Origin of the sequence: Streptomyces sp. CB03234 (genome assembly GCF_001905885.1) — a bacterium.
In the GTDB taxonomy this organism is placed as follows: Bacteria; Actinomycetota; Actinomycetes; order Streptomycetales; family Streptomycetaceae; genus Streptomyces.
Genome location: NZ_LIYH01000003.1, coordinates 410,805 through 436,394, shown reverse-complemented (window position 1 = coordinate 436,394; position 25,590 = coordinate 410,805). Strand labels below are relative to the sequence as shown.

Annotated in this window: 26 protein-coding genes and 1 pseudogene; 10 read left to right on the top strand and 17 right to left on the bottom strand. The window is 71.7% G+C overall.

Features of this window, described 5'->3' with window-relative positions; translation table 11 throughout:
• Positions 1 to 80 precede the first annotated feature (80 nt).
• On the top strand, positions 81 to 803 hold the full coding sequence (locus AMK26_RS15160; protein WP_073755147.1) for a 3'-5' exonuclease: 723 nt from the start codon (positions 81 to 83) through the stop codon (positions 801 to 803).
• Between the two features lie 22 nt (positions 804 to 825).
• On the opposite strand, the gene AMK26_RS15155 is transcribed toward AMK26_RS15160, so the two are convergent.
• Positions 826 to 1,665: an alpha/beta fold hydrolase gene (locus AMK26_RS15155; protein WP_073755146.1), complete on the bottom strand. Its 840-nt coding sequence runs from the start codon at positions 1,663 to 1,665 to the stop codon at positions 826 to 828.
• A 35-nt stretch (positions 1,666 to 1,700) separates the two neighbouring features.
• Complete coding sequence (locus AMK26_RS15150; RefSeq protein WP_073755145.1) at positions 1,701 to 2,576, bottom strand: phosphotransferase enzyme family protein; 876 nt, start codon at positions 2,574 to 2,576, stop codon at positions 1,701 to 1,703.
• A gap of 128 nt (positions 2,577 to 2,704) precedes the next feature.
• Here AMK26_RS15150 and AMK26_RS15145 point away from each other — a divergent pair, with 128 nt between their 5' ends.
• The 7 genes and pseudogenes from AMK26_RS15145 (at position 2,705) to AMK26_RS15115 (ending at position 9,519) form a co-directional block, all read left to right on the top strand.
• Complete coding sequence (locus tag AMK26_RS15145; protein WP_073755144.1) at positions 2,705 to 3,664, top strand: carbohydrate ABC transporter permease; 960 nt, start codon at positions 2,705 to 2,707, stop codon at positions 3,662 to 3,664.
• Positions 3,661 to 4,503: a carbohydrate ABC transporter permease gene (locus AMK26_RS15140; protein ID WP_073755143.1), complete on the top strand. Its 843-nt coding sequence runs from the start codon at positions 3,661 to 3,663 to the stop codon at positions 4,501 to 4,503. The genes AMK26_RS15145 and AMK26_RS15140 overlap by 4 nt, the downstream gene beginning before the upstream one ends.
• On the top strand, positions 4,503 to 5,807 hold the full coding sequence (locus AMK26_RS15135; protein WP_073755142.1) for an ABC transporter substrate-binding protein: 1,305 nt from the start codon (positions 4,503 to 4,505) through the stop codon (positions 5,805 to 5,807). The genes AMK26_RS15140 and AMK26_RS15135 overlap by 1 nt, the downstream gene beginning before the upstream one ends.
• 18 nt (positions 5,808 to 5,825) lie before the next feature.
• Positions 5,826 to 7,068: pseudogene (mgt, locus tag AMK26_RS15130) on the top strand (macrolide-inactivating glycosyltransferase).
• A 237-nt stretch (positions 7,069 to 7,305) separates the two neighbouring features.
• The gene (locus AMK26_RS15125; protein ID WP_073755140.1) at positions 7,306 to 8,505 is read left to right on the top strand and encodes a S8 family peptidase; all 1,200 of its coding nucleotides are present in this window, start codon (positions 7,306 to 7,308) and stop codon (positions 8,503 to 8,505) included.
• 74 nt (positions 8,506 to 8,579) lie between these two features.
• On the top strand, positions 8,580 to 9,131 hold the full coding sequence (locus AMK26_RS15120; RefSeq protein WP_073755139.1) for a DUF1697 domain-containing protein: 552 nt from the start codon (positions 8,580 to 8,582) through the stop codon (positions 9,129 to 9,131).
• Complete coding sequence (locus AMK26_RS15115) at positions 9,124 to 9,519, top strand: nuclear transport factor 2 family protein (protein ID WP_241837903.1); 396 nt, start codon at positions 9,124 to 9,126, stop codon at positions 9,517 to 9,519. The genes AMK26_RS15120 and AMK26_RS15115 overlap by 8 nt, the downstream gene beginning before the upstream one ends.
• On the opposite strand, the gene AMK26_RS15110 is transcribed toward AMK26_RS15115, so the two are convergent.
• The 14 genes from AMK26_RS15110 to AMK26_RS15050 all read right to left on the bottom strand — a co-directional run bounded on the left by AMK26_RS15110 (position 9,516) and on the right by AMK26_RS15050 (position 23,198).
• Positions 9,516 to 10,265 carry a sirohydrochlorin chelatase gene (locus AMK26_RS15110; protein ID WP_073755138.1) on the bottom strand — a complete coding sequence of 250 codons (750 nt, stop codon included), beginning with the start codon at positions 10,263 to 10,265 and terminating at the stop codon, positions 9,516 to 9,518. The two genes, AMK26_RS15115 and AMK26_RS15110, sit on opposite strands and share 4 nt — an antisense overlap.
• A gap of 10 nt (positions 10,266 to 10,275) precedes the next feature.
• Positions 10,276 to 11,166 (bottom strand): ABC transporter permease, encoded by an 891-nt coding sequence (locus AMK26_RS15105; protein WP_073755137.1) that lies wholly within the window; start codon positions 11,164 to 11,166, stop codon positions 10,276 to 10,278.
• On the bottom strand, positions 11,153 to 11,944 hold the full coding sequence (locus AMK26_RS15100) for an ABC transporter ATP-binding protein (RefSeq protein WP_073755136.1): 792 nt from the start codon (positions 11,942 to 11,944) through the stop codon (positions 11,153 to 11,155). Before AMK26_RS15100 ends, AMK26_RS15105 begins: the two co-directional genes overlap by 14 nt.
• A 35-nt stretch (positions 11,945 to 11,979) precedes the next feature.
• Positions 11,980 to 13,089, bottom strand: a complete 1,110-nt coding sequence (locus AMK26_RS15095) for an aliphatic sulfonate ABC transporter substrate-binding protein (protein WP_073755135.1) — start codon at positions 13,087 to 13,089, stop codon at positions 11,980 to 11,982.
• 231 nt (positions 13,090 to 13,320) lie between these two features.
• Complete coding sequence (locus AMK26_RS15090) at positions 13,321 to 14,652, bottom strand: sulfate adenylyltransferase subunit 1 (protein ID WP_073755134.1); 1,332 nt, start codon at positions 14,650 to 14,652, stop codon at positions 13,321 to 13,323.
• A 2-nt stretch (positions 14,653 to 14,654) separates the two neighbouring features.
• Positions 14,655 to 15,593 carry a sulfate adenylyltransferase subunit CysD gene (gene cysD / locus AMK26_RS15085; RefSeq protein ID WP_073755133.1) on the bottom strand — a complete coding sequence of 313 codons (939 nt, stop codon included), beginning with the start codon at positions 15,591 to 15,593 and terminating at the stop codon, positions 14,655 to 14,657.
• Positions 15,594 to 15,684: 91 nt separating this feature from the next.
• Positions 15,685 to 16,242, bottom strand: a complete 558-nt coding sequence (gene cysC, locus AMK26_RS15080) for an adenylyl-sulfate kinase (protein ID WP_073755132.1) — start codon at positions 16,240 to 16,242, stop codon at positions 15,685 to 15,687.
• Positions 16,242 to 16,943 carry a phosphoadenylyl-sulfate reductase gene (locus AMK26_RS15075; protein ID WP_073755131.1) on the bottom strand — a complete coding sequence of 234 codons (702 nt, stop codon included), beginning with the start codon at positions 16,941 to 16,943 and terminating at the stop codon, positions 16,242 to 16,244. Before AMK26_RS15075 ends, cysC begins: the two co-directional genes overlap by 1 nt.
• Complete coding sequence (locus AMK26_RS15070) at positions 16,940 to 17,119, bottom strand: hypothetical protein (RefSeq protein ID WP_073755130.1); 180 nt, start codon at positions 17,117 to 17,119, stop codon at positions 16,940 to 16,942. The genes AMK26_RS15075 and AMK26_RS15070 overlap by 4 nt, the downstream gene beginning before the upstream one ends.
• Positions 17,116 to 18,813: a nitrite/sulfite reductase gene (locus tag AMK26_RS15065; RefSeq protein WP_073755129.1), complete on the bottom strand. Its 1,698-nt coding sequence runs from the start codon at positions 18,811 to 18,813 to the stop codon at positions 17,116 to 17,118. The genes AMK26_RS15070 and AMK26_RS15065 overlap by 4 nt, the downstream gene beginning before the upstream one ends.
• Before the next feature lie 126 nt (positions 18,814 to 18,939).
• Positions 18,940 to 19,023: a putative leader peptide gene (locus AMK26_RS38695; protein ID WP_312846103.1), complete on the bottom strand. Its 84-nt coding sequence runs from the start codon at positions 19,021 to 19,023 to the stop codon at positions 18,940 to 18,942.
• 154 nt (positions 19,024 to 19,177) lie between these two features.
• The gene (locus AMK26_RS15060) at positions 19,178 to 19,747 is read right to left on the bottom strand and encodes a GNAT family N-acetyltransferase (protein WP_107420971.1); all 570 of its coding nucleotides are present in this window, start codon (positions 19,745 to 19,747) and stop codon (positions 19,178 to 19,180) included.
• 121 nt (positions 19,748 to 19,868) lie between these two features.
• On the bottom strand, positions 19,869 to 21,209 hold the full coding sequence (locus AMK26_RS15055) for a helix-turn-helix domain-containing protein (RefSeq protein WP_107420951.1): 1,341 nt from the start codon (positions 21,207 to 21,209) through the stop codon (positions 19,869 to 19,871).
• Between the two features lie 351 nt (positions 21,210 to 21,560).
• Positions 21,561 to 23,198: an acyl-CoA dehydrogenase family protein gene (locus AMK26_RS15050; protein ID WP_073755126.1), complete on the bottom strand. Its 1,638-nt coding sequence runs from the start codon at positions 23,196 to 23,198 to the stop codon at positions 21,561 to 21,563.
• A 17-nt stretch (positions 23,199 to 23,215) separates the two neighbouring features.
• Here AMK26_RS15050 and AMK26_RS15045 point away from each other — a divergent pair, with 17 nt between their 5' ends.
• Positions 23,216 to 24,406 (top strand): YihY/virulence factor BrkB family protein, encoded by a 1,191-nt coding sequence (locus AMK26_RS15045; protein ID WP_073755125.1) that lies wholly within the window; start codon positions 23,216 to 23,218, stop codon positions 24,404 to 24,406.
• Positions 24,407 to 24,416: 10 nt separating this feature from the next.
• A complete protein-coding gene (locus tag AMK26_RS15040; RefSeq protein ID WP_073755124.1) occupies positions 24,417 to 25,154 on the top strand; it encodes a DUF6597 domain-containing transcriptional factor in 738 nt (245 codons plus the stop codon).
• Here AMK26_RS15040 and AMK26_RS15035 read toward each other — a convergent pair.
• Positions 25,085 to 25,492: a VOC family protein gene (locus AMK26_RS15035; protein ID WP_073755123.1), complete on the bottom strand. Its 408-nt coding sequence runs from the start codon at positions 25,490 to 25,492 to the stop codon at positions 25,085 to 25,087. The genes AMK26_RS15040 and AMK26_RS15035 overlap by 70 nt on opposite strands.
• Positions 25,493 to 25,590: the final 98 nt, after the last annotated feature.

The following is a 25,590-nucleotide window of genomic DNA, read 5'->3' as shown; positions in this document are numbered from 1 at the left end:
GTGGTGCGTGGGAGGGTGAAGACCCACAGGGGGAGTGCACCGCATGGGGGGCGCACCACAGCATCGCGAGGAGGAGCAGCATGGGCTGGCACGGGGAGACGCTCGTCGGCTTCGATCTGGAGACGACGGGTACGGAGCCGCTCGAAGCGCGCATCGTGACGGCCGCGGTCGTGGAGGTACGGGGCGGGGAAGCGGTGGTACGCCGCGACTGGCTGGCCGATCCGGGCATCCGGATCCCCGCCCAGGCCTCGGCCATCCACGGCATCAGCAACGAGCGGGCCATGGCGGAGGGCCGACCGGTCCGCGAGGTGGCCGACGAGCTCGCCGGCACCCTCGTCGGGTACTGGACGCGCGGGGTGCCGGTCGTGGCGTACAATGCCGCCTTCGATCTGACGCTGCTCTCCGCCGAGTTGCGGCGGCACGGGCTGCCCGGCCTGAGCGAGCGGCTGGGCGGCGCGCCGATCGGCCCGGTCGTCGACCCGTACACCATCGACCGTGCCGTCGACCGGTACCGCCGCGGGAAGCGGAACCTGGAGGCGGTCTGCGCCGAGTACGGCGTGGTGCTCGACGGCGCCCACCAGGCGGCCGCCGACGCGCTGGCGGCCGTACTGGTGGCGTGCGCCATAGCGGAGCGGCACGCCTCGGTGGCGGCGCTGACCCCGGGGGAGCTGCACGAGCGGCAGGTGGGGTGGTACGCGCAGTGGGCGGCGGACTTCCAGAGCTTCCTGCGCCGCAAGGGCACCCCGGACGCCGTCATAGACCCGGCCTGGCCGCTGCGGGAGCCCGCGCCGGCCGTCGGCTGACCGCGGCCGGCGGGAAGTCCCGTCAGCGCTTCGGGCGGCCGTGCTCGGCGAAGAAGTCGAGCAGCAGCGCGTTCACCCGCTCCGGAGCGTCCAACTGCAGCCAGTGGCCCGCGCCCTCGACCCGCTCGTAGCGCCATGAGCCGTCCACGTACTTCTCCGTGCCGGTCATCGACCGCTCGGTGAGGAACCGGTCGCCCGTGCTCCACACGCCCAGCACCGGGCCCCGGAGCCGCGGCAGCGGCAGCGGCGGGCCGAACATCACCTCGGCCGGCGGCAGCCCCGCCCGGTAGATCGACAGCGCGGACGTGAGCGCACCCGGCGCGCGCAGCCGCTCCACCGCCTCCTCCCGGTCCGGGTGTTCGGCGAGCATCTCGCGGAGGTTCGCGAAGTCGTCCCGGGACAGCCAGTCCTCGGCGACCCCGACCAGCTGGAACAGCTGCATGTACCAGGACGCCTGGTGCTGCTCCCAGCCCGCCGCCAGCAGCGAGCCGAGGTTGCCCACGGACAGCAGGGACAGGGTCGCCACACGGTCCGGCGCGGCCAGCGCCAGGCCCTGGGCGACGCCCGAGCCCCAGTCATGCCCGACCAGGTGCACGCAGCCGATGTCCAGCCGGTCCAGCAGCTCCAGCAGATCGGCCACCGAGCGGGCCGGGTCGTACGCCTCGGTGCCCTCCGGCCGGCCGGAGGCGCCGAAGCCGCGCAGGTCGGGCGCGATCGTGCGGTACCCGGCGGCGTTCAGCGCCCGCACCTGATGGCGCCAGAGGTCGTGGGTGTCCGGGAAGCCGTGCACCAGCAGGACGGGGTCCCGGCCGGTCACGCTGTCCTGGACCTCCAGGGTCACGTCGCTGAGTTCCACCCGCATGTCAATCCTCCCGTCGGCGAACGGAGTTCATGATGTCAGAACGGGTACCAGCGGACCTCCGGGTCGCCGTCCCGCAGCGACGCCACCCGGCGGCGGAACTCGGCGAGCGCCTTCGGGTTCGACGGCGCGTGCTGGGCCACCCAGGCGCAGCTCGCGGTCTCCCGGGCGCCGCGCAGCACCCCGCACCCCTCCCACTCGCGCACGTCCCAGCCGTACGCCTCGGTGAACGCGTCATAGGAGGCCGGGTCGAGGCCGTAGCGGTCCCGGGAGAGGGCGAGGACCACCAGGTCGTGCTCGCGCAGGTCCGCCGAGAACGTCTCCAGGTCGACCAGGACCGGCCCGTCCGGGCCGACGTGCACATTGCGCGGCAGCGCGTCGCCGTGGACGGGGCCCGGCGGCAGGTGCGGGACGAGCGCGGCCGCCGCCTCGGCGAACCCGTCGCGGCGCTCGCGCAGGTACGCCGCGTCCGCCGGGTCGATCGCGTCGCCCGCGAGCCGCAGCCACCGCTCCACACCGCCCAGCAGGTCCCGGCGCGGCAGCGGGAAGGGCGGCTCGGCCAGTGCGTGGACACGGCGCAGCAGCGGGGCGAGGTCCCGGGGCTCCGGCGGGCGTACGGCGTCGGGCAGCCGGTGCCAGACCGTCACCGGGTGCCCCTCCACCAGGCGGGGCTTGGGCTCCGCCGCCCGTACGGCGGGGACGCCGGACTCCGCGAGCCAGGACGCGACGGCCACCTCCCGCCCGGCCCGCTCCATCAGCTCGGCGTCCCGGCCGACCTTCACCACCAGCTCGCCGACGGCGAAGACGGCGTTCTCGCCCAGCGCCAGCAGCACCGCCGCCGACCGCGTCGGCTCCGCCCCGGCGGCGGCCAGGCCGGCGGCGGCCAGCACCTCCCGCGCCCGCGCCTCGTCCATCGCGTCCGTCCCTCCCGTACCTGTGCCGATCCGGCAAAGTCTCGCATCCGCGCAGGCACGCTTGACGAACCGACGACCCGTCAGGACGATGACGCCAGGCCGGCCCAACTTCACAAAGGGGACTGTCCGTGACATTGGTGACCGCGACGAAGCGGTCCGGCGGGAGAGCCGGAAGAGCCGGGAGAGCCGGAAGACCAGCACAACGGCCGGCACAGCGGACGCTGGACCACGGGGCCTGGTTCCTCGTCCTGCCCGCGCTGATCCCGATCCTCCTGCTCAGCGCAGGCCCGCTGCTCTACGGCATCGCGCTGGCCTTCACCGACGCCCAGTCCGGGCGCACCCGCGCCACCCAGTGGATCGGCACGCTCAACTTCCAGGACCTGCTGCACGACACCCTGTTCTGGGAGTCGTTCCGGATCGGTCTGCTCTGGGCGGTCGGGGTCACCGTCCCCGAGTTCCTCCTCGCTCTCGGCCTGGCCCTGCTGCTCAACCAGAACCTCCGCTTCCGCTGGCTCGCGCGGGCCCTGGCGATCATCCCGTGGGCCATGCCCGAGGTGGTCGTCGGCATCATGTGGCGGCTCGTCTACAACCCCGACGCCGGCATCCTCAACGAGACCGTCCGCGACCTGGGCCTCGGCGACGGACGGGACTGGCTCACCGGCCTGGCCACCGCGCTGCCCGCCGTGATCCTCGTCGGCATCTGGGCCGGTATGCCGCAGACCACCGTGGCCCTCCTCGCCGGGCTCCAGAACACCCCGCGGGAGCTCCACGAGGCCGCCGCCCTCGACGGCGCCGGCGCGTGGCGCCGCTTCCGCACCGTCACCTGGCCCGCCCTCAAACCCGTCGCCCTCGCCATCACGGCGCTCAACCTGATCTGGAACTTCAACTCCTTCGCCCTGGTGTACGTGCTCACCAGCGGCGGGCCCGGCGGCCGCACGCGCCTGCCGATGCTGTTCGCGTACGAAGAGGCGTTCCGGTACGGACAGTTCGGCTACGCGGCGGCCATGGGCTGCGTGATGGTCGCCGTCGTCTCCCTCCTGCTCGCCTTCCATCTGGTGGCCCGGCTGAAGGGGGGCGAGGAGCGGTGAGCGGTCTTCGTACGAGCGTGCCCGCGCGGGCCGGGCAGTACCTCGCCCTCCTCGCGTACCTGGCCTTCCTCGCCCTGCCCTTCCTCTGGCTGGTCTCCACCGCGTTCAAACCGGCCCGTGAGCTCGGCTCCCTGCACCCCACCTGGATCCCCGAGAACCCCACCCTCGCCAACTTCCGTCAGGCCTTCGACGAGCAGCCCCTGCTCCAGGCCGCCGCCAACAGCCTGGTCGCCGCCCTCGGAGCCGCCCTGATCGCCGTCGTCATCGCCACGCCCATGGCGTATGTGATGGCCCGCCACCGCGGCCGGCTCTCGGCCGCCGCCACCGGCTGGGTCGTCGTCAGCCAGGCGTTCCCCTTCGTGCTCGTGATCATCCCGCTCTTCCTGGTCCTGAAGAACCTGCACCTGATCAACACGCTCTTCGGCCTGATCCTGGTCTACGTCGTGTGGTCGCTGCCGTTCGCGCTGTGGATGCTGACCGGGTACGTACGGGCCGTGCCGGCCGAGCTGGAGGAGGCCGCCGCCGTCGACGGCGCGGGCCGGCTCCGTACGCTCGTCTCGGTCACCGCGCCGCTGCTCGCCCCCGGGATCGTGGCCACCGCGCTCTTCGCGTTCATCACCGCGTGGAACGAGTTCTTCTTCGCCCTTGTCCTGCTCAAGACCCCGGAGAAGCAGACCTTGCCGGTCGTCCTCACCCACTTCCTCGGCGCGGAGGGCGTCGCCGACCTCGGCCCGCTCGCCGCGGCCGCGTTCCTCGCCACCCTCCCCTCCCTCGTCGTCTTCGCGATCATCCAGAAGCGGATCACGGGCGGCATGACGGCCGGGGCGGTGAAGTCCTGATGCGCGCACGCGTGGCCGTCGTCCTGGCCGTCGTCCTCGCCCTCCTGCCGGTCGGCTGCACCGGCGACGGCGGCGAGCGCGGCGATCGCGCGCCGGGCGGGACCGTGCTCCGGTTCCAGTCTCTGGCCTGGCAGAAGGAGTCCGTCGACGCCAACAAGGAGCTGGTCGCGGAGTGGAACGCCGCCCACCCCGACATCCGGGTCGAGTACGTCCAGGGAAGCTGGGACAGCGTCCACGACCAGCTCCTCACCTCCTTCGAGGGCGGTGAGGCGCCCGACATCATCCACGACGCCTCCGACGACCTCGCCGACTTCGCGTACGGCGGCTACCTCGCCGACCTCCGGCCGCTGCTGCCCGCCCGGCTGAAGGCGGACATCCCGGAGGCGAGCTGGGAGACGACCACCTTCGGCGACGGCGTGTACGGCGTGCCGTTCCTCCAGGAACCGCGCGTCATCATGGCGAACAAGAAGATCCTCCAGGCGTCCGGCGTGCGCGTCCCGACCCCGGAACGGCCCTGGACGTGGCCGGAGTTCCGGCAGGTCACCAAGGAGCTGACGGCGGCCATGGGGGAGGGGAAGTACGCCGTCGCCTGGCCGCTGAAGGAGCCGGTCTCCGTCTCCCTCAACCTGGGCCTGTCCGCGGGCGGGAAGCTCTTCCACCGCGGTGCCGACGGCCGAGTCGAAGTCCGGTTCACCGACGGCGACGCCGTGATGCCCGGCACCGTCCACGCCCAGGTCAACACCGACCGCAGCGCGCCGCGCACCACGCTCGGCATGGGCGGCTCCGACACCCTGCCCGGCTTCTTCGGCGGCAAGTACGCCATGGTCCCGCTCGGCTTCTCCTACCGGCAGCAGATCGTGCAGCAGGCGCCGGAAGGGTTCGAGTGGATGGTGCTGCCCGCGCCCGGGGGCGACGGCGGCCTGACACAGGGCGTGAGCCCGCAGACCCTGTCGATCGCCGAGGACAGCCCGTACAAGAAGGAAGCCACCCGGTTCATCGACTTCCTCCTCCAGCCGCCCAACATGGTGCGCCTCGCGCGCGGCGACTGGATGCTGCCGACCGGCAGACAGGCGCTGAAGGACCCGTCGTTGCATACGGCGAAGGACGGCTGGGCGACCGGCGCCGCGCTCGCCGGGAACCTCCGGCCCGCGCCGGCGCAGTCGGTGCGCGGCTACCCCGAGTGGAAGGACAAGGTGGCCACGCCCGCCTTCCAGGAGTACTACAGCGGCGCCATCGACGCCGTGGAACTGGAGAAACGCCTGGTGGACGACGGCAATCTGGTGCTGGCCAGATATCAGCGCTGAAAAAAAGCTCCATCCAAGTTGCACGAGACGTCTCGTCTCGCGTAAGGTCGGGGACATGACCTCCACCGAGCGTGCCCACATCGCCATGTTCTCCATAGCCGCCCACGGGCACGTCAACCCGAGCATCGAGGTGATCCGGGAGCTCGTCGCCCGTGGGCACCGCGTCAGCTACGCGATTCCCGCCTCCTTCGCGGACAAGATCGCCGCGACCGGCGCGGAGCCCGTCGTCTACACCTCGACCCTCCCGACCGACGAGGACCCGGAAGCCTGGGGGACCGAGCTGATCGACAACATCGAGCCGTTCCTGCACGACGCGATCCAGGTGCTGCCGCAGCTCGCTGCCGCCTTCGAGGGGGATGAGCCGGATCTCGTCATCCACGACATCACCTCCTACCCGGCCCCCGTCCTCGCCCACCGCTGGAGCGTGCCCGCCGTCTCGCTGTGGCCCAACCTCGTCCCCTGGGAGGGGTACGAGGAAGAGGTCGCCGAGCCGATGTTCGCCGACCTCAAGGCGTCGGTGCGCGGCAAGGCGTACTACGCGCGCTTCGAGGAGTGGCTCGCCGGGAACGGCATCGACACCCACCCCGACCGGCTGATCTCCCGCCCCCGCAAGGCCGTCGTCCTGATCCCCAAGGCCCTCCAGCCGAACGCCGACCGGGTCGACGAGTCGGTCTTCACCTTCGTCGGCGCCTGCCAGGGCGACCGCGCCGAGCAGGGGGAGTGGCAGCGGCCGGCCGGCGCGGAGAAGGTCCTGCTCGTCTCGCTCGGCTCGGCGTTCACCAAGCAGCCGGACTTCTACCGCGCCTGCGTCGAGGCCTTCGGCGGTCTGCCCGGCTGGCACGTCGTGCTCCAGATCGGCCAGTACGTCGACGCCGCCGAGCTCGGCGAGCTGCCGGCCAACATCGAAGTGCACACATGGGTACCGCAGTTGGCGATCCTCCGCCAGGCGGACGCCTTCATCACCCACGCGGGCGCGGGCGGCAGCCAGGAGGGCCTCGCCACCGGTACGCCGATGGTCGCTGTCCCGCAGGCCGTCGACCAGTTCGGCAACGCCGACATGCTGGCCTCGCTCGGCGTCGCCCGCCACCTCCCGATGGCCGACGCCACCGCCGACGCGCTGCGGGCGGCCGTGCTGGAACTGGCCGGCGACCCCGAGGTGGCCCGGCGCGCGGAGGAGATCCGGCTGCGGATGGCCGCCGAGGGCGGTACGAAGCGGGCGGCGGACCTGATCGAGGCGGAGCTTCCGGTGTCCGGGCGCTGACACCCGAGGGCCTCAGGACGAGGCGTGGCGTGGCCATTTGGGTCACGCCACGCCTCATTGCCCGTTGAGGCCCACGGTGGGGGATTTGTTATTACGGAACCTTGTTGAGTAAGTCACAGCTATGTGAAGGCCTTGATCTGCGCGCATCAATCGACCAGGGTTTCGAATCAACCCCGGAAGATCTTTCGTCCGGTGGTCAACCCCCCACACAATTTGATGACGAGGAGCCCCCTCTTCATGGCAACTCACCAGCGCGCACGCCGAGTTCAGCTCGTCGCCGCCACCGCCGCCGTCGTCGGCCTGACCGCTTTCGGCACGGCCCACGCGGGCACCGCACCCGCCCCCACACCCGCCGAAGGCACCGTCTACGGCCTCGGTGCCGAAGGCGCCGTCTCCGGCAGCTACATCGTCCTGCTGGACGAGAAGGCGGACAAGGCCAAGCTCGCCCAGGAATACGGCGGCACGCTCCGGCGCAGCTACACCTCCGCCGTCAACGGCTTTTCCGCCGGCGACCTTTCAGAGACCGAGGCCAAGCGCCTGGCGGCCGACCCGGCCGTCGCCAAGGTCGTCCAGAACAAGAAGTTCACCATCAACGCCACCCAGGACAACCCGCCGTCCTGGGGCCTCGACCGCGTCGACCAGGCCGACACCGCCGGTGACACGAAGTACACCTACCCCGACAGCGCGGGCGAGGGCGTGACCGCGTACGTCATCGACACCGGCGTACGCGTCGGGCACAAGGACTTCGAGGGCCGCGCCGTCTCCGGCTTCGACGCCGTCGACAACGACAACGACGCGAGCGACGGCAACGGCCACGGTACCCACGTCGCCGGCACCATCGCCGGCGCCGCCCACGGTGTCGCCAAGAAGGCGAAGATCGTCGCCGTCCGCGTGCTCGACGACAACGGCTCCGGCACCACCGAGCAGGTCGTCGCCGGCATCGACTGGGTCACCAAGAACCACCAGGGCCCGTCCGTTGCCAACATGAGCCTGGGCGGCGGCGCCGACCCGGCCCTCGACGAGGCCGTCCGCAAGGCCATCGCCTCCGGTGTCACCTTCGGTGTCGCCGCCGGCAACGAGTCCACGGACGCCGGGCAGGGCTCCCCGGCCCGCGTCCAGGAGGCCATCACCGTCGCCTCCTCCACCAAGGACGACCAGCAGTCCGGCTTCTCCAACTACGGCTCGGTCGTGGACATCTACGCCCCCGGCTCGGACATCACCTCGGCGTGGAACGACAGCGACGAGGGCACCAAGACCATATCCGGTACGTCCATGGCGACGCCCCACGTCGTCGGCGCCGCCGCCGTCTACCTGGCCGGCCACAAGGACGCCACCCCGGAGCAGGTCGCCAAGGCCCTCACCGGCGGCGCCACACCCGACAAGATCTCCAACCCCGCCCAGGGCACGGCCAACAAGCTGCTGAAGATCGTCGAGTAGCCCGCCCGGCCCCCTGAACCGGCGGCCGCCGTGCCCTCCCCCACGGGGCACGGCGGCCGTCCTATGGTGTGACCATGACGACCAGGTACGCCGCCCTGCTGCGCGGGATCAATGTCAGCGGCCACAGGAAGGTCCCGATGGCGCAGCTGCGCGCACTGCTGACCGAACTGGGCCACAGCGACGTCACGACGTACCTCCAGAGCGGCAACGCGGCCTTCACCAGCGCGTCCGGCGCCGACGAGAACGCGCTGGCGGCCGGACTGGAAGCGGCGATCGAGAAGTACTTCGGATTCCGCGTCGACTGCCTGGTCCGCGGCGGCCCGTATCTGCGCGCCGTCGCCGACGCGTGTCCTTTCCCGGCCGCCGGGCTGGAGGCCAGGCAGCTGCACGTCACCTACCTCTCCGCGCCCGTCACACCGGACCGGTTCGCCGGCATCGACCAGGCCGCCTTCCTCCCGGAGGAGTTCCGGCTCGGCGACCGCGCCCTGTATCTGTACGCCCCCGAGGGCCTGGGCCGCTCCAAGCTGGCCGAGACGCTCTCACGCCCCGCCCTCCTCAAGGGCGTCACCGCCACCACCCGCAACTGGAACACCGTCGTCAAACTGGTGGAGCTGACCCGTGACTGAACGCACCCCGGCCGCCGCACCCGCCATCGCCGCCGCCATCGAGGGCGAACTGAGGCTGCTGGACCCGCAGGTCCGTACCACCCCCGCGCTCTTCGAGGCGCTGCTCCACCCCGACTTCCACGAGTTCGGCGCGTCCGGCCGCCGCTGGGACCGCGCCTCCATGCTCGCGTCGGTCACATCGAAGTCCGAGGAGGCCACGCCACCCCGGCCCCTGACCGCGTCGCACATGCGGGGCGTGCAGCTCGCCGAGGACGTGGTGCACCTGACGTTCGACACCGACTCGGGCGGCCGGCGCGTGCACCGAAGCTCCCTGTGGCGCCGCACCGGTGACGGCACCTGGCTGCTCTACTTCCACCAGGGCACGCCGTTCGGACCGGAAGAGGACTAGGCGGCAGCCGCCTGCTGCCCGGAGGCGGCGCGCGTCTCGTCGTACCGGGTGAGCAGCAGCCGCGCCAGCTCCGGCGACGGGCCCAGTACGTCCGCGAGGACGTCAGCGCCGGCGGCGCCCTCGGCGATACGGTCCGGCAGGCGGCCCGGCGCGATGACGTACGGGGCGACCGCCACCCGGCGTACCCCGTCCTCGCGGAGAGCGCGCAGGGCGCGCACCGCGTCCTCGGTACGGGGAAGGGATGCGGAGGCGAACGCAGGCCGCACGGCGCACCAACCGGTGTGCCGCAGCTCCCGCGCCATTTCAGCGATCACTGCGATCGCCTCCGGGTCCGTGGAGCCCGCCGAGGCCAGGACGACCCCGGTCGAGCGCTTGTCGGCGGGCGTCAGGCCCGCCTCGTACAGCCGCCGCTCCAGCGCCGAGATCAGCAGCGGCGAGGGCCCGAGGACCGGCGCCTGCCGGATCCGCAGCGACGGCGGGGCCTCCCGCAGCACGGCCGGGATGTCGGCCTTGGCGTGGAAGGCGCGGGTCAGCAGCAGCGGCAGGGCCACCACATCGCGTACGCCCTCCGCCGCCAGCCGCTCCAGGACACCCGCCACCGGCGGCACGTTGAAGTCCAGGAACGCCGTCTCCACCCGTACGCCGGGGCGCAGGCAGCCCACCCGCCGCACCAGGGCGTGCACGGTCGCGGCGTGCCGCGGGTCGCGGCTGCCGTGGGCGATGACGAGCAGGACAGGACGGGTCATGGGACGACGCTCAGCTCTTGACGAGGAGACCGCGGCGGCGCAGGACCGCCCGCTCCAGCGGGCTGAAGATCAGCAGGTCGATGGCGATACCGACGATCAGGATCAGGATGATCGCCAGGAAGATCCCCGGCATGTCGATGTTGTTGCGGCCGTTCTCCAGCAACTGGCCGAGGCCCAGGCCCAGTTCCGGCGACGACGCGATGATCTCCGCCGCCATCAGCGAGCGCCACGAGAACGCCCAGCCCTGCTTCAGCCCCGCCAGGTAGCCGGGCAGCGCGGCCGGCATCACGATGTGCCACGCGCCCCGCAGGCCGGTCGCACCGAGCGTCCGCCCCGCCCGCAGGAACAGCGGCGGCACCTGGTCCACACCGGCCACCAGGCCGTTGGCGATCGACGGGACGGCGCCCAGCAGGATCACCGCGTACATCATCGAGTCGTTGAGCCCGATCCAGAGCACCGCGGGCGCCACCCAGGCCACCGACGGCAGCGACTGGAGGCCCGAAAGGATCGGCCCGATCGCGGCCCGGACGAACTTCACCCGCGCCACCAGCAGGCCCAGCGGCGTACCGATGGCCAGCGCCATCAGGAAGCCGAGCAGCGCCCGGGACACGCTGGTCCACAGCACGTCGAACAGCGTGCCCTGCAGCCACATGGTGCGCAGGCTGTCCCACACCGCGGCCGGCGGCGGCAGCTTGAACTCGTCGGTGACCTTCCCCCACACCAGCAGCTGCCACACCACCAGCACCAGTGCGACGGCCACCACCGGGGGCAGGACCTTCTGGATCAGGACGTCCCGCACCGGGGTCCGGGCCACCTGCACGGCGTCGAGCGCGTCGAGCCCCGCCTCCAGACCGGCGAGGTCGTCCGCCTTCGTCGCGGTCGTCGTATCAGTGCTGGCCATGACGGCGGATCTCCCCACGCAGTTCTTCGGTGATCTCGACGGACAGCTCCGCCACCGCGGCGTCCTCGATGCGGCGCGGCTGAGGGATGTCGATGTCCCACTGGCGGGCGATCCGCCCCGGCCGGGACGACAGCAGGACCACGCGCTGGGCCAGTCGCACGGCCTCGCGCACGTTGTGCGTGACGAACAGGACCGACAGCCGCGTCTCGCGCCAGATCCGGGTCAGCTCGTCGTGCAGGACGTCCCGCGTGATGGCGTCCAGCGCCGCGAACGGCTCGTCCATCAGCAGCAGATCGCTGTCCTGGGCCAGCGCGCGGGCCAGCGCCACGCGCTGCCGCATACCGCCGGACAGCTCGTGCACCCGCTTGCCGTACGAGCCCTTGAGCCGGACCAGCTCCAGCAGCCGCTCCGCCTCCTCGCGCCGCTCGTTCTTCGCGACCCCGCGCAGCCGCAGCGCCAGCTCGATGTTCTTGCCGGCCGTCAGCCACGGGAACAGCGCGTGCTCCTGGAACATCAGGGCGGGCCGGCCGCCCGGGGTGTCGATCGACCCCGCGGACGGCCGGTCCAGCCCGGCGACCAGGTTGAGCAGCGTCGACTTGCCGCAGCCGGACGCGCCCAGGAGGGTGACGAACTCGCCCGGCGCGACATCGAGCGTGATGTCGTCCAGGACGAGCTGCTGCCCGGCCGGAGTGGCGAAGGACTTCGAGACGTGCTCGAGACGGGCGGCGTGCGTCGACACCGCCGCACGGTCCTCGGCCTTGGCGAGCGTGGTGGCCATGGTCGTCACCTCCTGAGAGCGATGCGGATGGATGGTTACTCGGCGCCGAGACCGGCGTCGGCGACCGCGGGCTTGCCCTCGGCCTTGAGGACCTTGTTGAGCGGCTTCAGGTCGTAGATGCCGTCCAGGTCGGGCTTCTCCAGCAGTCCCGCCTTCACCGCGTGGCCGGCCTGCGCCTTGAGCGTGGCGGCCAGCGGGTCGTCGGTGAACCGGATCGACGGCCACGCCGAGTCGATGACCTCGTCACCGAGCGGCTTGCCGGTGAGCGCCTTGAGCCTGGCGTTGGCCGACGCCTTGGCCTTGCCGGGGTTGGCGTTGATCCACGCGTTGGTCCTCACCGAACCGCGCAGCACCGCCTCGACGACGTCCGGGTGCTCCTTCAGGAACTTCTGCGACACGATGATGTTCGTGATCACGAACTTCTCGTCCGGCCACAGGGACGACTCGTCGAGGAGCACCTTGGCTCCCTCGCTCACCAGCTTCGACGCGGTCGGCTCCGGCACCCACGCGCCGTCGATGGACCCCGACCTGTAGGCGTCAGGGACCACCTTGTTGTCCGTACGGACCACGGACACGTCGCCCTTGCCGCTCTGCGGGTCGACCTTCCAGCCCTGCTCCGAAACCCAGTTGAGGAACGCCACGTCCTGGGTGTTGCCGTGCTGCGGGGTGGCGATCTTCTTGCCCTTGACGTCCGCCACGGTCTTGATCTTGTCGGGGTTGACGACCAGTTTCACGCCGCCCGACGCCGAACCGCCGACGATCCGCAGGTTCTTGCCCTTGGACTTGGTGAAGCCGTTGATCGCGGGGGAGGGGCCGATGAAACCGATGTCGATCGAGTCCGCGTTGAGCGCCTCGATCTCCGTCGGCCCGGCGTTGAAGGGCGAGACCTTCAGCTGGGTACCGCCCAGTTCCTTCTGGAAAATGCCCTCCTGGTCACCCACCAGCGCGGTGGCGTGGGTCAGGTTCGGGAAGTACCCGAGCCGTACCTCGTCGGCCGACAGCTTCGCGCCCTTGGCCTTCGCGCGGGTGTCCTGCGCCGCCTGGGAGCCGTAGCCGCAGGACGCCAGCGCCCCGACGAGCAGCGGCAGGGCGGCGACGGCGGCGACGGCGCGCCGTAGGGACGTGGTGCGGGACGTGGCAGGCACGGGAGGGTGTTCCTCTCGTCGGGCCCGGCTCCCACGTCCCCCTGATCGTCAGGGACGCGGTGGCCGGGAAGTCGGCGGATGTCGGTCTTCGGCGGTTCGGGCGGTACGGGTCGGGAGCGTGCGCGTCATCGGGCACATCGCGCGACACCTCCGGTCCCCGCGCCGAGGGCGCCGCTGCCGACCCGGCCGCCCTCCTTCGCGAAGGTCGCGTACACGTCGATGGTCGTCACGTCAGAAGTCCCAGCCGTCTTCGTCGTCCTGCGCCGGGAGGGCCTTGGCCGAGGCGAACGACTCGCCCGCCATGCCCGCCGCCAGCGTGGTGCCGTCGGCCGGGTCGATGAGCAGGAACGATCCGGTACGCCGGGAGTCGGCGTACGTGTCGAGCGCCAGCGGCTCGGCGGTACGCACCACGACCCGGCCTATGTCGTTGGCGACCAGCTGCCCGGGCGCCGGGTGCTGCGACAGGTCGTCCAGCGTCAGCCGGGACGGGATGTCCTTGACGATCGCCTTGACCGTACGGGTGGTGTGCTTCAGCAGCACCCGCTGCCCGACCGCCAGCGGCTGGTCCGCCACATGGCAGACCGTCGCCACGACGTCCTGCGTGGTCGCCGGGGCGTCACCGGCCGGGGCGATCAGGTCGCCGCGCGAGATGTCGATGTCGTCGGCCAGCCGGATCGTCACCGACTGCGGCGCCCAGGCGATGTCGACGCTCTCGCCGAGCGCGTCGATCGCGGTGATGGTGCTGGTCCGCCCGGACGGCAGCACGGTGACCGGCTCACCGACGCGGAAGGCACCGGCCGCGATCTGACCGGCGTAACCCCGGTAGTCCGGGTGCTCGGCGGTCTGCGGACGGATCACGTACTGGACCGGGAAACGCGCGTGGCAGCCGGTCAGGTCGTGGCTGACCGGCACGGTCTCCAGGTGCTCCAGGACCGTCGGGCCGCCGTACCAGTCCATGTTCGCGGACGGCTCCACCACGTTGTCGCCGGCCAGCGCCGAGATGGGGATCGCGGTGATCTCCGGGACGCCGAGCTCGGAGGCGTACGTGGTGAACTCCTCGGCGATCTTGGCGAAGACCGGCTCCGCGTAGTCGACGAGGTCCATCTTGTTCACGGCCAGCACCACGTGCGGCACGCGCAGCAGCGCGGCCACCGCGGCGTGCCGGCGGGTCTGCTCGACGACACCGTTGCGGGCGTCGACCAGGACCACGGCCAGCTCGGCGGTGGAGGCGCCGGTGACCATGTTGCGGGTGTACTGCACATGGCCGGGCGTGTCGGCCAGGATGAACCGGCGCCGGGGCGTGGCGAAGTAGCGGTAGGCGACATCGATGGTGATGCCCTGCTCCCGCTCGGCCCGCAGACCGTCCGTCAGCAGCGCCAGGTCCGGGGCGTCCTGGCCACGGCTCAGGGACGCGGCCTCCACGGCCTCCAGCTGGTCCACCAGAACCGACTTGGAGTCGTGCAGCAGCCGCCCGACCAGGGTGGACTTGCCGTCGTCGACGGAGCCGGCGGTCGCGAAGCGCAGCAGCGTGGTGGCGCTGAGCTGCTCGGTGGTGCTGGTCATGTCTAGAAGTACCCTTCGCGCTTGCGGTCTTCCATCGCGGCCTCGGACAGCTTGTCGTCGGCGCGGGTGGCGCCCCGCTCGGTGAGCCGGGACGCGGCGATCTCGGCGATCACGTCCTGGAGCGTGGTGGCGTCGGAGTCGACGGCGCCGGTGCAGGACATGTCGCCGACCGTGCGGTAGCGGATCATCCGCTTCTCCACCGGCTCGCTGTCCTTGGGGCCGCCCCACTCGCCGGCCGTCAGCCACATGCCGTTGCGGGAGAACACCTCACGCTCGTGCGCGAAGTAGATCTGCGGCAGCTCGATGCCCTCGCGCTCGATGTACTGCCACACGTCCAGCTCGGTCCAGTTGGACAGCGGGAACACACGCACGTGCTCACCGGGCGCGTGCCGGCCGTTGTACAGCTGCCACAGCTCGGGCCGCTGGCGGCGCGGGTCCCACTGCGAGAACTCGTCGCGCAGCGAGAACACCCGCTCCTTCGCCCGAGCCTTCTCCTCGTCGCGCCGCCCGCCGCCGAACACGGCGTCGAAGCGGTGCTGCTGGATGGCCTCGGTCAGCGGAACGGTCTGCAGCGGGTTGCGGGTGCCGTCCGGGCGCTCCTTGAGGACACCGCGGTCGATGTAGTCCTGCACGGACGCCACGTGCAGGCGCAGCCCGTACTTCTCGACCGTACGGTCGCGGTACGCGATGACCTCGGGGAAGTTGTGCCCGGTGTCGACGTGCAGCAGCGTGAAGGGGATCGCGGCGGGGGCGAACGCCTTCAGCGCCAGGTGCAGCATGACGATCGAGTCCTTGCCGCCGGAGAACAGGATCACCGGCCGCTCGAACTCTCCCGCCACCTCGCGGAAGATGTGCACCGCCTCGGACTCCAGGGAGTCCAGGTGCGACAGCGCGAACGGGCTGTCCGTCTCCTCGTTCACGACGTTGAAGGTCGTCGTCATGCTGCACCCCTTTCGTTCGCTTCTCCGCCTGCGCGGCGCAGAGGTGCGGCCTTCGTTGTCATCTGCGGCCCGGCGGCCGCGCATGCGTCGCTCACAGGATTCCCCTCTCGGTCAGCAGGGCGTGGACCGCCGCGGCGGACTCCTGCACGGTCTGGTTCTGGGACTCGATCCGCAGGTCCGGGGTCTCCGGCTCCTCGTACGGGTCGTCCACGCCGGTCAGCCCGCTGATCTCGCCCGCGGCCTGCTTGGCGTACAGCCCCTTCACATCCCGTACGGAGCACACCTCCACCGGAGTGGCGACGTGCACCTCGACGTACGGAGTGCCTTCCTGCTGGTGGCGCTTGCGCACGGCCTCGCGGCTGTCCGCGTACGGGGCGATGACCGGCACCAGGACGTGCACACCGTTCGACGCCAGCAGCTCGGCGACGAAGCCGATCCGCTGCACATTGGTGTGCCGGTCCTCACGGCTGAACCCGAGGCCCGCCGAGAGGAACTCGCGGATCTCGTCGCCGTCGAGCACCTCGACCCGGCGGCCCTCGTCGCGCAGCCGGTCCGCCAGCTCGTAGGCGATCGTGGTCTTGCCGGCGCTCGGCAGCCCGGTGAGCCAGATGGTGGCCCCAGTCACGTTCTCTTCTCCCACAGTCGTCATCAGCCGTGCAGCCCGCACTCGGTCTTCGCCCGGCCCGCCCAGCGGCCGGCCCGTGCGTCCTCGCCCTCCAGCACGCGGCGTGTGCAGGGCGCGCAGCCGACGGAGGGGTACCCGTCCATCAGCAGCGGGTTGGTGAGGACGCCGTGCTCGGCGACGTACGCGTCCACGTCGTCCTGCGTCCAGCGGGCGATCGGCGAGATCTTGACCTTCTGCCGCTTCTCGTCCCACCCGACGACCGGGGTGTTCGCCCGGGTCGGGGACTCGTCGCGGCGCAGCCCGGTCGCCCACGCGTCGTACGCGGTCAGGCCCTCCTCCAGCGGCTTGACCTTGCGCAGCGCGCAGCACAGGTCCGGGTTGCGGTCGTGCAGCTTCGGGCCGTACTCGGCGTCCTGCTCGGCCACCGTCTGACGCGGGGTCAGCGTAATGACGTTGACGTCCATCACGGCCTCGACCGCGTCACGGGTCCCGATGGTCTCGGGGAAGTGGTAGCCGGTGTCGAGGAAGACGACGTCCACGCCCGGCATGGCCCGGGAGGCGAGGTGGGCGACGACCGCGTCCTCCATGGAGGAGGTGACGCAGAAGCGCGGGCCGAAGGTGTCGGCCGCCCACCGCAGGATCTCCAGGGGCGACGCCTCCTCGAGGTCCCGGCCCGCCTGCTCGGCGAGCGCCTTGAGCTGTTCCTTGCTCTGAACCGCCGTCATATCGCTTCCCCTCCACCGTCGTTGCGCTGAAGTCCCCGGGTCAGCAACCCGAGGAACTTCAACTGGAAGGCTCGATTGCATGCCGCGCATTCCCAGGCGCCGTGACCCTGCTCGCTGGGACGCAGGTCCTCGTCGCCGCAGTACGGGCAGTAGAAGGGCGCCGCGCGCTCGCTCACGACAGGTCCTCCTCCGACGCGCGCGCCGCCCAGGTGGCGAAGCGCTCGCCGTCCTCGCGCTGCTCCTGGAAGCGGCCCAGGACCCGCTCGATGTAGTCGGGCAGCTCGGCGGAGGTGACCTTCAGGCCGCGCACCTTGCGGCCGAAGCCGGCCTCCAGGCCGAGGGCGCCGCCCAGGTGGACCTGGTAGCCCTCCACCTGGTTGCCCTCGTCGTCGAGGACCAGCTGGCCCTTGAGACCGATGTCCGCCACCTGGATACGCGCGCAGGCGTTGGGGCAGCCGTTGATGTTGATGGTGATCGGTTCGTCGAAGTCCGGGATGCGGCGCTCCAGCTCGTCGATCAGCGACGCGCCGCGCGCCTTGGTCTCGACGATCGCCAGCTTGCAGAACTCGATGCCGGTGCAGGCCATCGTGCCGCGCCGGAACGGCGACGGCTTGACCTGGAGGTCAAGTGCCTCCAGCCCCGCCACCAGCGACTCGACCTGCGCCTCCTCGACGTCGAGGACGAGCATCTTCTGCTCGGCGGTGGTCCGCAGCCGGCCGGAGCCGTGCGCCTGGGCCACCTCGGCGATCTTGGTGAGCGTGGCACCGTCGACCCGGCCGACGCGCGGCGCGAAGCCGACGTAGAACCGGCCGTCCTTCTGCCGGTGCACGCCCACGTGGTCACGCCACTGCTGTACGGGCTGCTCGGGAGCCGGGCCGTCGACCAGCGTGCGCTTCAGGTACTCGTCCTCCAGCACCTGGCGGAACTTCTCGGGGCCCCAGTCGGCGACCAGGAACTTCAGGCGGGCGCGGTTGCGCAGCCGCCGGTAGCCGTAGTCGCGGAAGATCGAGATGACGCCCTCGTACACGTCCGGGACCTCGTCGAGCGGCACCCACGCGCCGAGCCGCACCCCGATCTTGGGGTTGGTGGACAGGCCGCCGCCGACCCACAGGTCGAAGCCGGGACCGTGCTCGGGGTGGTTCACGCCGACGAAGGCGATGTCGTTGATCTCGTGCGCCACGTCCAGCAGCGGGGAGCCGGAAATCGCCGACTTGAACTTGCGGGGCAGGTTGGAGAAGTCCTTGTTGCCGACGATCCGGCGGTGGATCTCGTCGATGGCGGGGGTGCCGTCGATGATCTCGTCCTCGGCGATCCCGGCCACCGGGGAGCCGAGGATGACGCGCGGGGTGTCACCGCACGCCTCGGTGGTGGACAGGCCCACGGCTTCGAGGCGGTTCCAGATCTCGGGCACGTCCTCGATCCGGATCCAGTGGTACTGGACGTTCTGCCGGTCCGTGATGTCCGCCGTCCCGCGCGCGAACTCCTGCGAGATCTCACCGATGACCCGGAGCTGCTCGGTGGTCAGCCGGCCGCCGTCGATGCGGACGCGCAGCATGAAGTACTCGTCGTCCAGCTCCTCCGGCTCCAGGATCGCGGTCTTGCCGCCGTCGATCCCGGGCTTGCGCTGGGTGTACAGGCCCCACCAGCGCATCCGGCCGCGCAGGTCGTTCGGGTCGATCGAGTCGAAGCCGGCCTTGGAGTAGATCGTCTCAATGCGTGTCCGTACGTTGAGACCGTCGTCGTCCTTCTTGAACTGCTCGTTGCCGTTGAGGGGCGTGAAGTGGCCCACGGCCCACTGGCCTTCGCCACGGTGACGCCCGGTCTTGCGACGGGCGGTGGCGGAGGCGGGCTTTTCGGGGGTGGCGGCCATGACGATACGTCCTTCGGGACTGCAGGAGGGCGGCTCTGACCTGCACACTCGCGCGCTGAGCAGGGGTTGGCGCGGCGGTGCGCTGGGGGTTCAGAAGTTCGGGGGATCGCGGTGGTGCTGGTCTGATCAGCTCACCGGACAGATGGCGCTGGACATGCGGCCGAGGTCGACGTGCCGCCGACTCACCAAGGCAATTCCAGCTCGAGACATGACGGAAGCGTGCCATGGGACTTTGGACCCAGTCCAGGTTCGTCCATCATATGGACATAGCTGTCCCGCATCGTGGACGCCTGTGTTGTGGATCACTCGTCGGGCCGCCACCCCGGCACCTCGGTGCGGGGGCGGCGGCCGAGGAGCCGGTCGCTCAGAGGGTGGCTGCCCCCGGCCACGGGCCGGGGTTCTCCGTCTCCGGCTCCTCCGTCACCTCGGTGTCGAAAAGCCGGAAGCCCCGACGCAGATAGTTGTCCATCGCGTGCTCCCCGTCCAGGGAGCAGGTGTGCAGCCACACCCGCTTCGTGGCGTCCCGCCCCGGCCAGCGGTCGGCCAGGTCCCAGGCGCGCGCCACACCGTACGACAGCAGGTGCCCGCCGATCCGCCGCCCCCGGAACGCCGGTATCAGCCCGAAGTACACGATCTCCACGACACCGTCGTCCTGCGGGTCCAGCTCCACGTACCCGGCAGGTGTCCCCTTCTCGTACGCCACCCAGATCTCCGCCCCGGGCCGCTCGACGATCTCCCTCCACTGGGCGTACGTCAGCCCCAGCCGGTCCGTCCAGCGGAGGTCGCCGCCCACCGCCGTATAGAGGAACCGGCTGAACTCGGGCGAGGGCACCTCGGCCCGCACGATCCGGATGTCCCCGGCGGGCTCGGCGGCGGGCCGAAGGTCGTCGGGGGAGGTCTGTTCGAGGGACCAGGTGGTCACGGTGATGCTCATACCCCAAGCGAACCATGCGCCCTGGTCGACCATGCGTCCTGGCCGACCATGCGCCGGTCGACCATGCGTCCTGGCCGGCGGACAAGACGGAGCCCCGAGGCCGGTCCACCGCCGGCCGTGGTCACCCCACGCCGCGCGGCGGGCCGGGCTCGGCCGCATCGGCCGGTTCCTCCCGGGAAGCGCGTACCGCCGGGGCCGTGGAGTGGGGGAGCAGGTCGGCCGGGTCGGCGGGGCGGACCACCTCCACCTCGACCTCCTCGCGGAAGCGGTACGGGCGGTGGTCCAGGACGCCCGCGAGGGTGCGGCGTATCCGGGACATCTCGGCCCGGACCGTCACCGTACGCGTGCGGTCGCCGAACACGTCGTACGCCAGCTCCGCCGCCGTACGGCCGTCCCGGTGCAGGGCCAGCAGGTACAGCAGCTCGGCGTGGCGCGGGCTCAGCTCCCGCGTCCAGGCGCCCGCGGCCCCCGACACCTCCAGCGACCAGCGGCGCGGCCGGCTCACGTCCAGCACCAGCCGGCTCGACGCGCCCGCGCCCGCCGCCCGCGCCTCCTCGTCCACCAGCCGCACCAGCCACCCGCCCGGCAGCGGCTCCGCCTCGCACAGCCCCAGCGACGGCAGCCACACCCGGCCCGGCCGGAACGACACCGGCAGCGCCAGCCGGTCCACCGGCGGCATCCCCGTCACACCGGCCAGCCAGCCGTGCGCGTCCACCGCCAGCGCCCTGCCACCCACCCGGCACAGGATCGGCGCCGCCACGGCACGCAGCCGCGCCAGATCGGCGAAGTGCCGGTTGCGCAGCTCCGCCTCCGCGAGCCGCGCGACCGAACTCACCAGCATCAGCGTCGCCGGGTGCATCGTCGCCAGCGGCCCGCTCACATCCACCGCGCCGAGCAGCTTCCCGTCCCTCGGGTCCGTGATGGGCGCCCCCGCGCACGTCCACGAATGGTGCGTCGAGACGAAGTGCTCCGCCGAGTGCACCTGCACCGGACGGCGCGTCACCAGCGCGGTGCCCACCCCGTTCGTCCCGACCGTCGTCTCCGTCCAGTCGGCGCCCGGCTCGAACCCGTGCCCGTCCGCCTTCCGCAGCACACTCGCGCTGCCCTCGCGCCACAGCACCCGGCCCTCGGCGTCCGCCACGACCATGATGTGCCGCACCGCGTCGGACGCCGCCGAGGTCGACACCAGCCCCTCCCGCAGCACCGGCAGCAGCTCCGCCAGCGGCGAGGCCGCGCGGCGCCGCTCGATTTCCCCCGGCGGCAGCAGCCCCGAACGGTGGTCCTTGTCCGGATCCACCCCCTTGCGCAGCATCCGCTGCCACGACTCACGTATGTCGGCGCGCGGCGCCAGCGGCGCCCGCCCGCCCTTCAGCGCCGCCTCCCGCACGCCCTTGAGCAGCAACGCCGCCTCGCGCGTGTCCATGGCGGCGAGCCGTGTCATGTCGACTGTGGCCTGACGCACCGGTCCTCCCCGCTGCCGCCCCACCTGGTGGCTGGTACGTGTCACCCCATCCTCCCCTGCCCGGCGGCAGTGCGCCCCGATATCGCCCACAACGCTGCAACCCTTTGCAACTCTCGCGAACAGCCCTGCCCCCGTACGAAAGTGGTACGGCGACGGGATGGTGCCGTGTCGGCGCAGCACCATCCCAGCCGCTCTCCGGGCGCGGGCCGAATGGACACACGGCCCGCGCCCCCCTTTTTCCTGCGGCTCGGTTCGGCTCCGGGGGGTCTCAAGGGTGTGCCGACGGTCGATCGTGCTCGGGCCACCCCCCTGGCCCGGGGACCCCCTTCGCCTCACCGCGCCCGCGAGTCGTCAGACCACCGCCCGGGCCCGCTCCACCACCGCCGCCAGGTCCAGCGTGTGCGGCAGCGTCCCGAACGCCGCCCCCCAGTCCCCGCCCAGCCGCGAGGCGCAGAACGCGTCCGCCACCGCCGACGGCGCCCACCGCACCAGCAGTGACCCCTGCAGCACCAGCGCCATCCGCTCCACCAGCCGCCGCGCCCGCGCCTCGATACCGTCCAGGTCCGCCAGTTCGGCCAGCAGGTCCTTGATCGCCCCGTCCAGCCGGTGGTCCGCGCCCCGCGCCTTGCCGACCTCCTCCAGGAAGGCGTTCAGCGCCAGCGGCTCCCTCTGGAGCGCCCGCAGCACGTCCAGCGCCTGGACGTTGCCCGAGCCCTCCCAGATCGAGTTCAGCGGGGCCTCGCGCAGCAGCCGCGGCATCCCGGACTCCTCCACGTACCCGTTGCCGCCCAGGCACTCCAGCGCCTCCGCCGTCGTAGGCGTACACCGCTTCGTCACCCAGTACTTGGCCGCCGGCACCGCGATCCGCAGGAACGCCCGCTCCTGCTCGCTGTCGGTGTCGTACGCGGCCGCGAGCCGCATCCCCAGGGTCGTCGCCGCCTCCGACTCCAGCGCCAGATCGGCCAGGACGTTGCGCATCAGCGGCTTGTCGATCAGTACGCCGCCGAAGGCGCTGCGGTACGCGGCGTGGTGCACCGCCTGCGCCACCGCCTGCCGCATCAGCGCGGCCGAGCCGACCACACAGTCCAGCCGGGTCGCCGCCACCATCTCGATGATGGTGCGCACCCCGCGCCCCTCCTCACCGACCCGGCGCGCCCACGTCCCGTCGAACTCCACCTCGCTCGACGCGTTCGACCGGTTGCCGAGCTTGTCCTTCAGGCGCTGGATCCGGAACACATTCCGGTTACCGTCCTCCAGGACACGCGGCAACAGGAAGCACGTGAGGCCTCCCGGCGCCTGCGCCAGCACCAGGAAGGCGTCGCTCATCGGCGCCGAACAGAACCACTTGTGCCCCGTCAGGACGTACTCGCCGTCCGCCTCCAGCGGCGTCGCCGTCGTCGTGTTCACCCGTACGTCGCTGCCGCCCTGCTTCTCCGTCATGCCCATCCCGAAGAGCACCCCGGTCTTGTCGGCGGCCGGCCGCAGCTCCTCGCCCTCGTAGATCTGGGACGTCAGCTTCGGCTCCCAGAAGGCGGCGAGCTCCGGGTCCGTGCGCAGCGCCGGGACGGCGGCGTGCGTCATCGACAGCGGGCAGCCGTGCCCCGCCTCGGTCTGGGCCCACACCAGGAACCCGGCGGCGCGCCGCACATGACCGCCCGGCCGGCCCCAGGCGTTGGTCAGCCCGTTCGTGACCGCGTGGCCGAGCAGCCGGTGCCAGGAGGGGTGGAAGTCGACGTGGTCGATCCGGTGGCCGTACCGGTCGTGGGTGCGCAGCTTCGGCGGGTTCTCGTTGGCGAGGAACCCCCACTCCTGCGCCTGGGCGGACCCGGCGGTGGTGCCGAGCGTGGACAGCTCCTGGCGGGCTTCGTCGAGGAGTTCGAGCGGAAGGTGACGTTCCACGGCCTCGCTCAGCGCGTGATCGGCGGTGAAGACGTCGTACCCGACCAGGGGCGGAGGCTGGTTGGTCACTGTGTGGGTGGTGGTCGCCATGCGGATACGGTAAGGAGGTGCAGGCAGCAAATGAAACACCCCCGGGGACTCCTCGGTCCCAGGGCAGACTCCACCGGGCCCGGGCCCTCTACCGCAACGTGTCGAAGCGGAGGATGGTCTGGCTGCTCCTGAAGGACACCGTCAATTCGTGCATCGAGTACCGGATCCTCGGCCTCGCCGCCGAGGCGGCGTTCTTCACCCTCCTGTCGCTGCCGCCACTGATGCTGGGCCTGATCGGGCTCCTCGGCTACATCGACGAGTGGACCGACACCACCACCGTCGCCTCCATCGAGCGCAACATCCTCGGAGCGGTCGGCACGGTCCTGTCCGACCGGGGCGTCAACGACATCGCCAAACCGCTGCTGGCCGACGTCACCCACGGTGGGCGCCCCGACATCATCTCGATCGGTTTCGCCATCGCCCTGTGGTCCGGCTCGCGGGCGGTGAACGTCTTCATCGACACCATCACCGTGATGTACGGCCTGGACGGCCACCGCGGCATCGTCGCCACCCGGCTGCTGGCCTTCCTGCTCTACATCATCGCCCTGCTCATCGGCGCGGTCGTCCTGCCGCTGGCGGTGGTCGGCCCCGACCGGGTGGTGGAACTGGTGCCCTGGGGCACCGAGGTCGTCGCCGTCCTGTACTGGCCGGTCGTGATCCTGCTGTCCATCGCCTTCCTCACCACCCTCTACCACGTGTCCGTCCCGGTGCGTTCCCCCTGGATCGAGGACGTCCCCGGCGCGCTGGTGGCGTTCGTCATGTGGGTGCTCGGCAGCTTCCTGCTGCGCATCTACCTGACCAGTACGGTCGAGGGCCCGACGATCTACGGCTCGCTCGCCGCGCCCATCGCGGTCCTGCTGTGGATCGGCATCTCCGCCTTCGCGGTCCTGGTGGGCGCGGCGGTGAACGCGGCGATCGACCGCGTCTGGCCCGCCGCCACCACGGCGGCCGCCCGCGCCGAGAACGAACGCGCCCGCACGGCGGAGGCCGCCGCCCTGGTCGCCCGCGCCAAGGCGGCCGTCGAGGGCCTGGACGACGAGGACCCGGACATGCCGTCGGAGTTCCCGGAGCGCTGGTCGCGGTTCCTGCCGCCGGACGACGTCAAGTCCCGGCTGCACACGCCGAAGGAGAAGGAACGCGAGAAGGGCCGCGACAAGGACCGGGACAAGGGCCGGGACAAGGACCGGGATCAGGGAGGCGCCGCCTAGCCTTGGGGGCGTGTACGAGGAACGCCCCTCACGGCTCGACGGCGCCGTCGTCTGGACCCGTACGGGCGGCCCGGCGGCCCCCTTCTCGGTACTGCCCGACGGCTGCATGGACCTGCTCTGGAGCGAGGGACGGCTGTACGTCGCCGGCCCCGACACCCGTGCGTACGTCCCCGAGAACCCCGGCGCCCGGTACGCCGGCGTCCGCTTCGCCCCCGGGGACGCCCCCACCCTGCTCGGCGTGCCCGCGCACGAGCTGCGCGACGCGCGCGTGGAGCTGGCCGCGCTGTGGCCGGGCGACCGGGTGCGGCGGCTGGCCGAGCGCATCGGGGACGCCGCCGACCAGGCCGCCGCGCTGGAGGACCTGGCGCTGCGGCACGCCGCCGACGCGCCGCGCCCCGACCCGCTGCTGCGGGCCGTCGTCGACGGGCTGAACGCCGGGCGCACGGTCGCCGCCACCGCCGAGGCCGTCGGGCTGGGCGCCCGGCAGCTGCACCGGCGCTCCCTGGACGCTTTCGGGTACGGGCCCAAGACGCTCGCCCGGGTGCTGCGGCTCCAGCGCGCCCTCGCGCTCGTACGGGCGGGTGTGCCGTACGCGCGGGCGGCCGCCGAGGCGGGCTGTACGGATCAGGCCCACCTGGCACGGGAGACGCGCGCCCTGGGCGGCACCACGCTGGGCGCCTACGTGGCGTCCGTGGCGTCGGCGAAGAGGGACACCCCGCAGCCGTCCGGGTCCAGCACCACCGCGTAGCGCTGGCCCCACACCGCGTCCCAGGGCTTCAGCCGGCCCCGGTGACCGGCCGCCACCAGCGCCTCGTAGGTCGCGTCCACCTCAGCGGGGCCCGCACAGCGGAACGCCAGGCCGAGCCGGTCGCCGCCCCGGGGACGGGTCCAGTCCGGGTCGAAGGAACGGATCACCTCCTCGGTGTCCCACAGCACCCGCACGCCACCGGGCAGGGTGACCTCGACGTGCGGGGCGGAGTCGGCACCGGCCGGGATGTCCAGGCCGAGGCGGCGGTAGAAGGCGAGGGAGGCGGCCATGTCGGAGACGACGAGGCCGATCGCGTCGAGTCGGGGTGCGGTAGTCATACCGGGACGGTAGGCAGCCCGGCCTCGGCCGGTCTTGTACGAATCGGACGTCACCGGATCGTCATGGGTCGTTGTCAGTGCCCTGAGCGACACTGGCG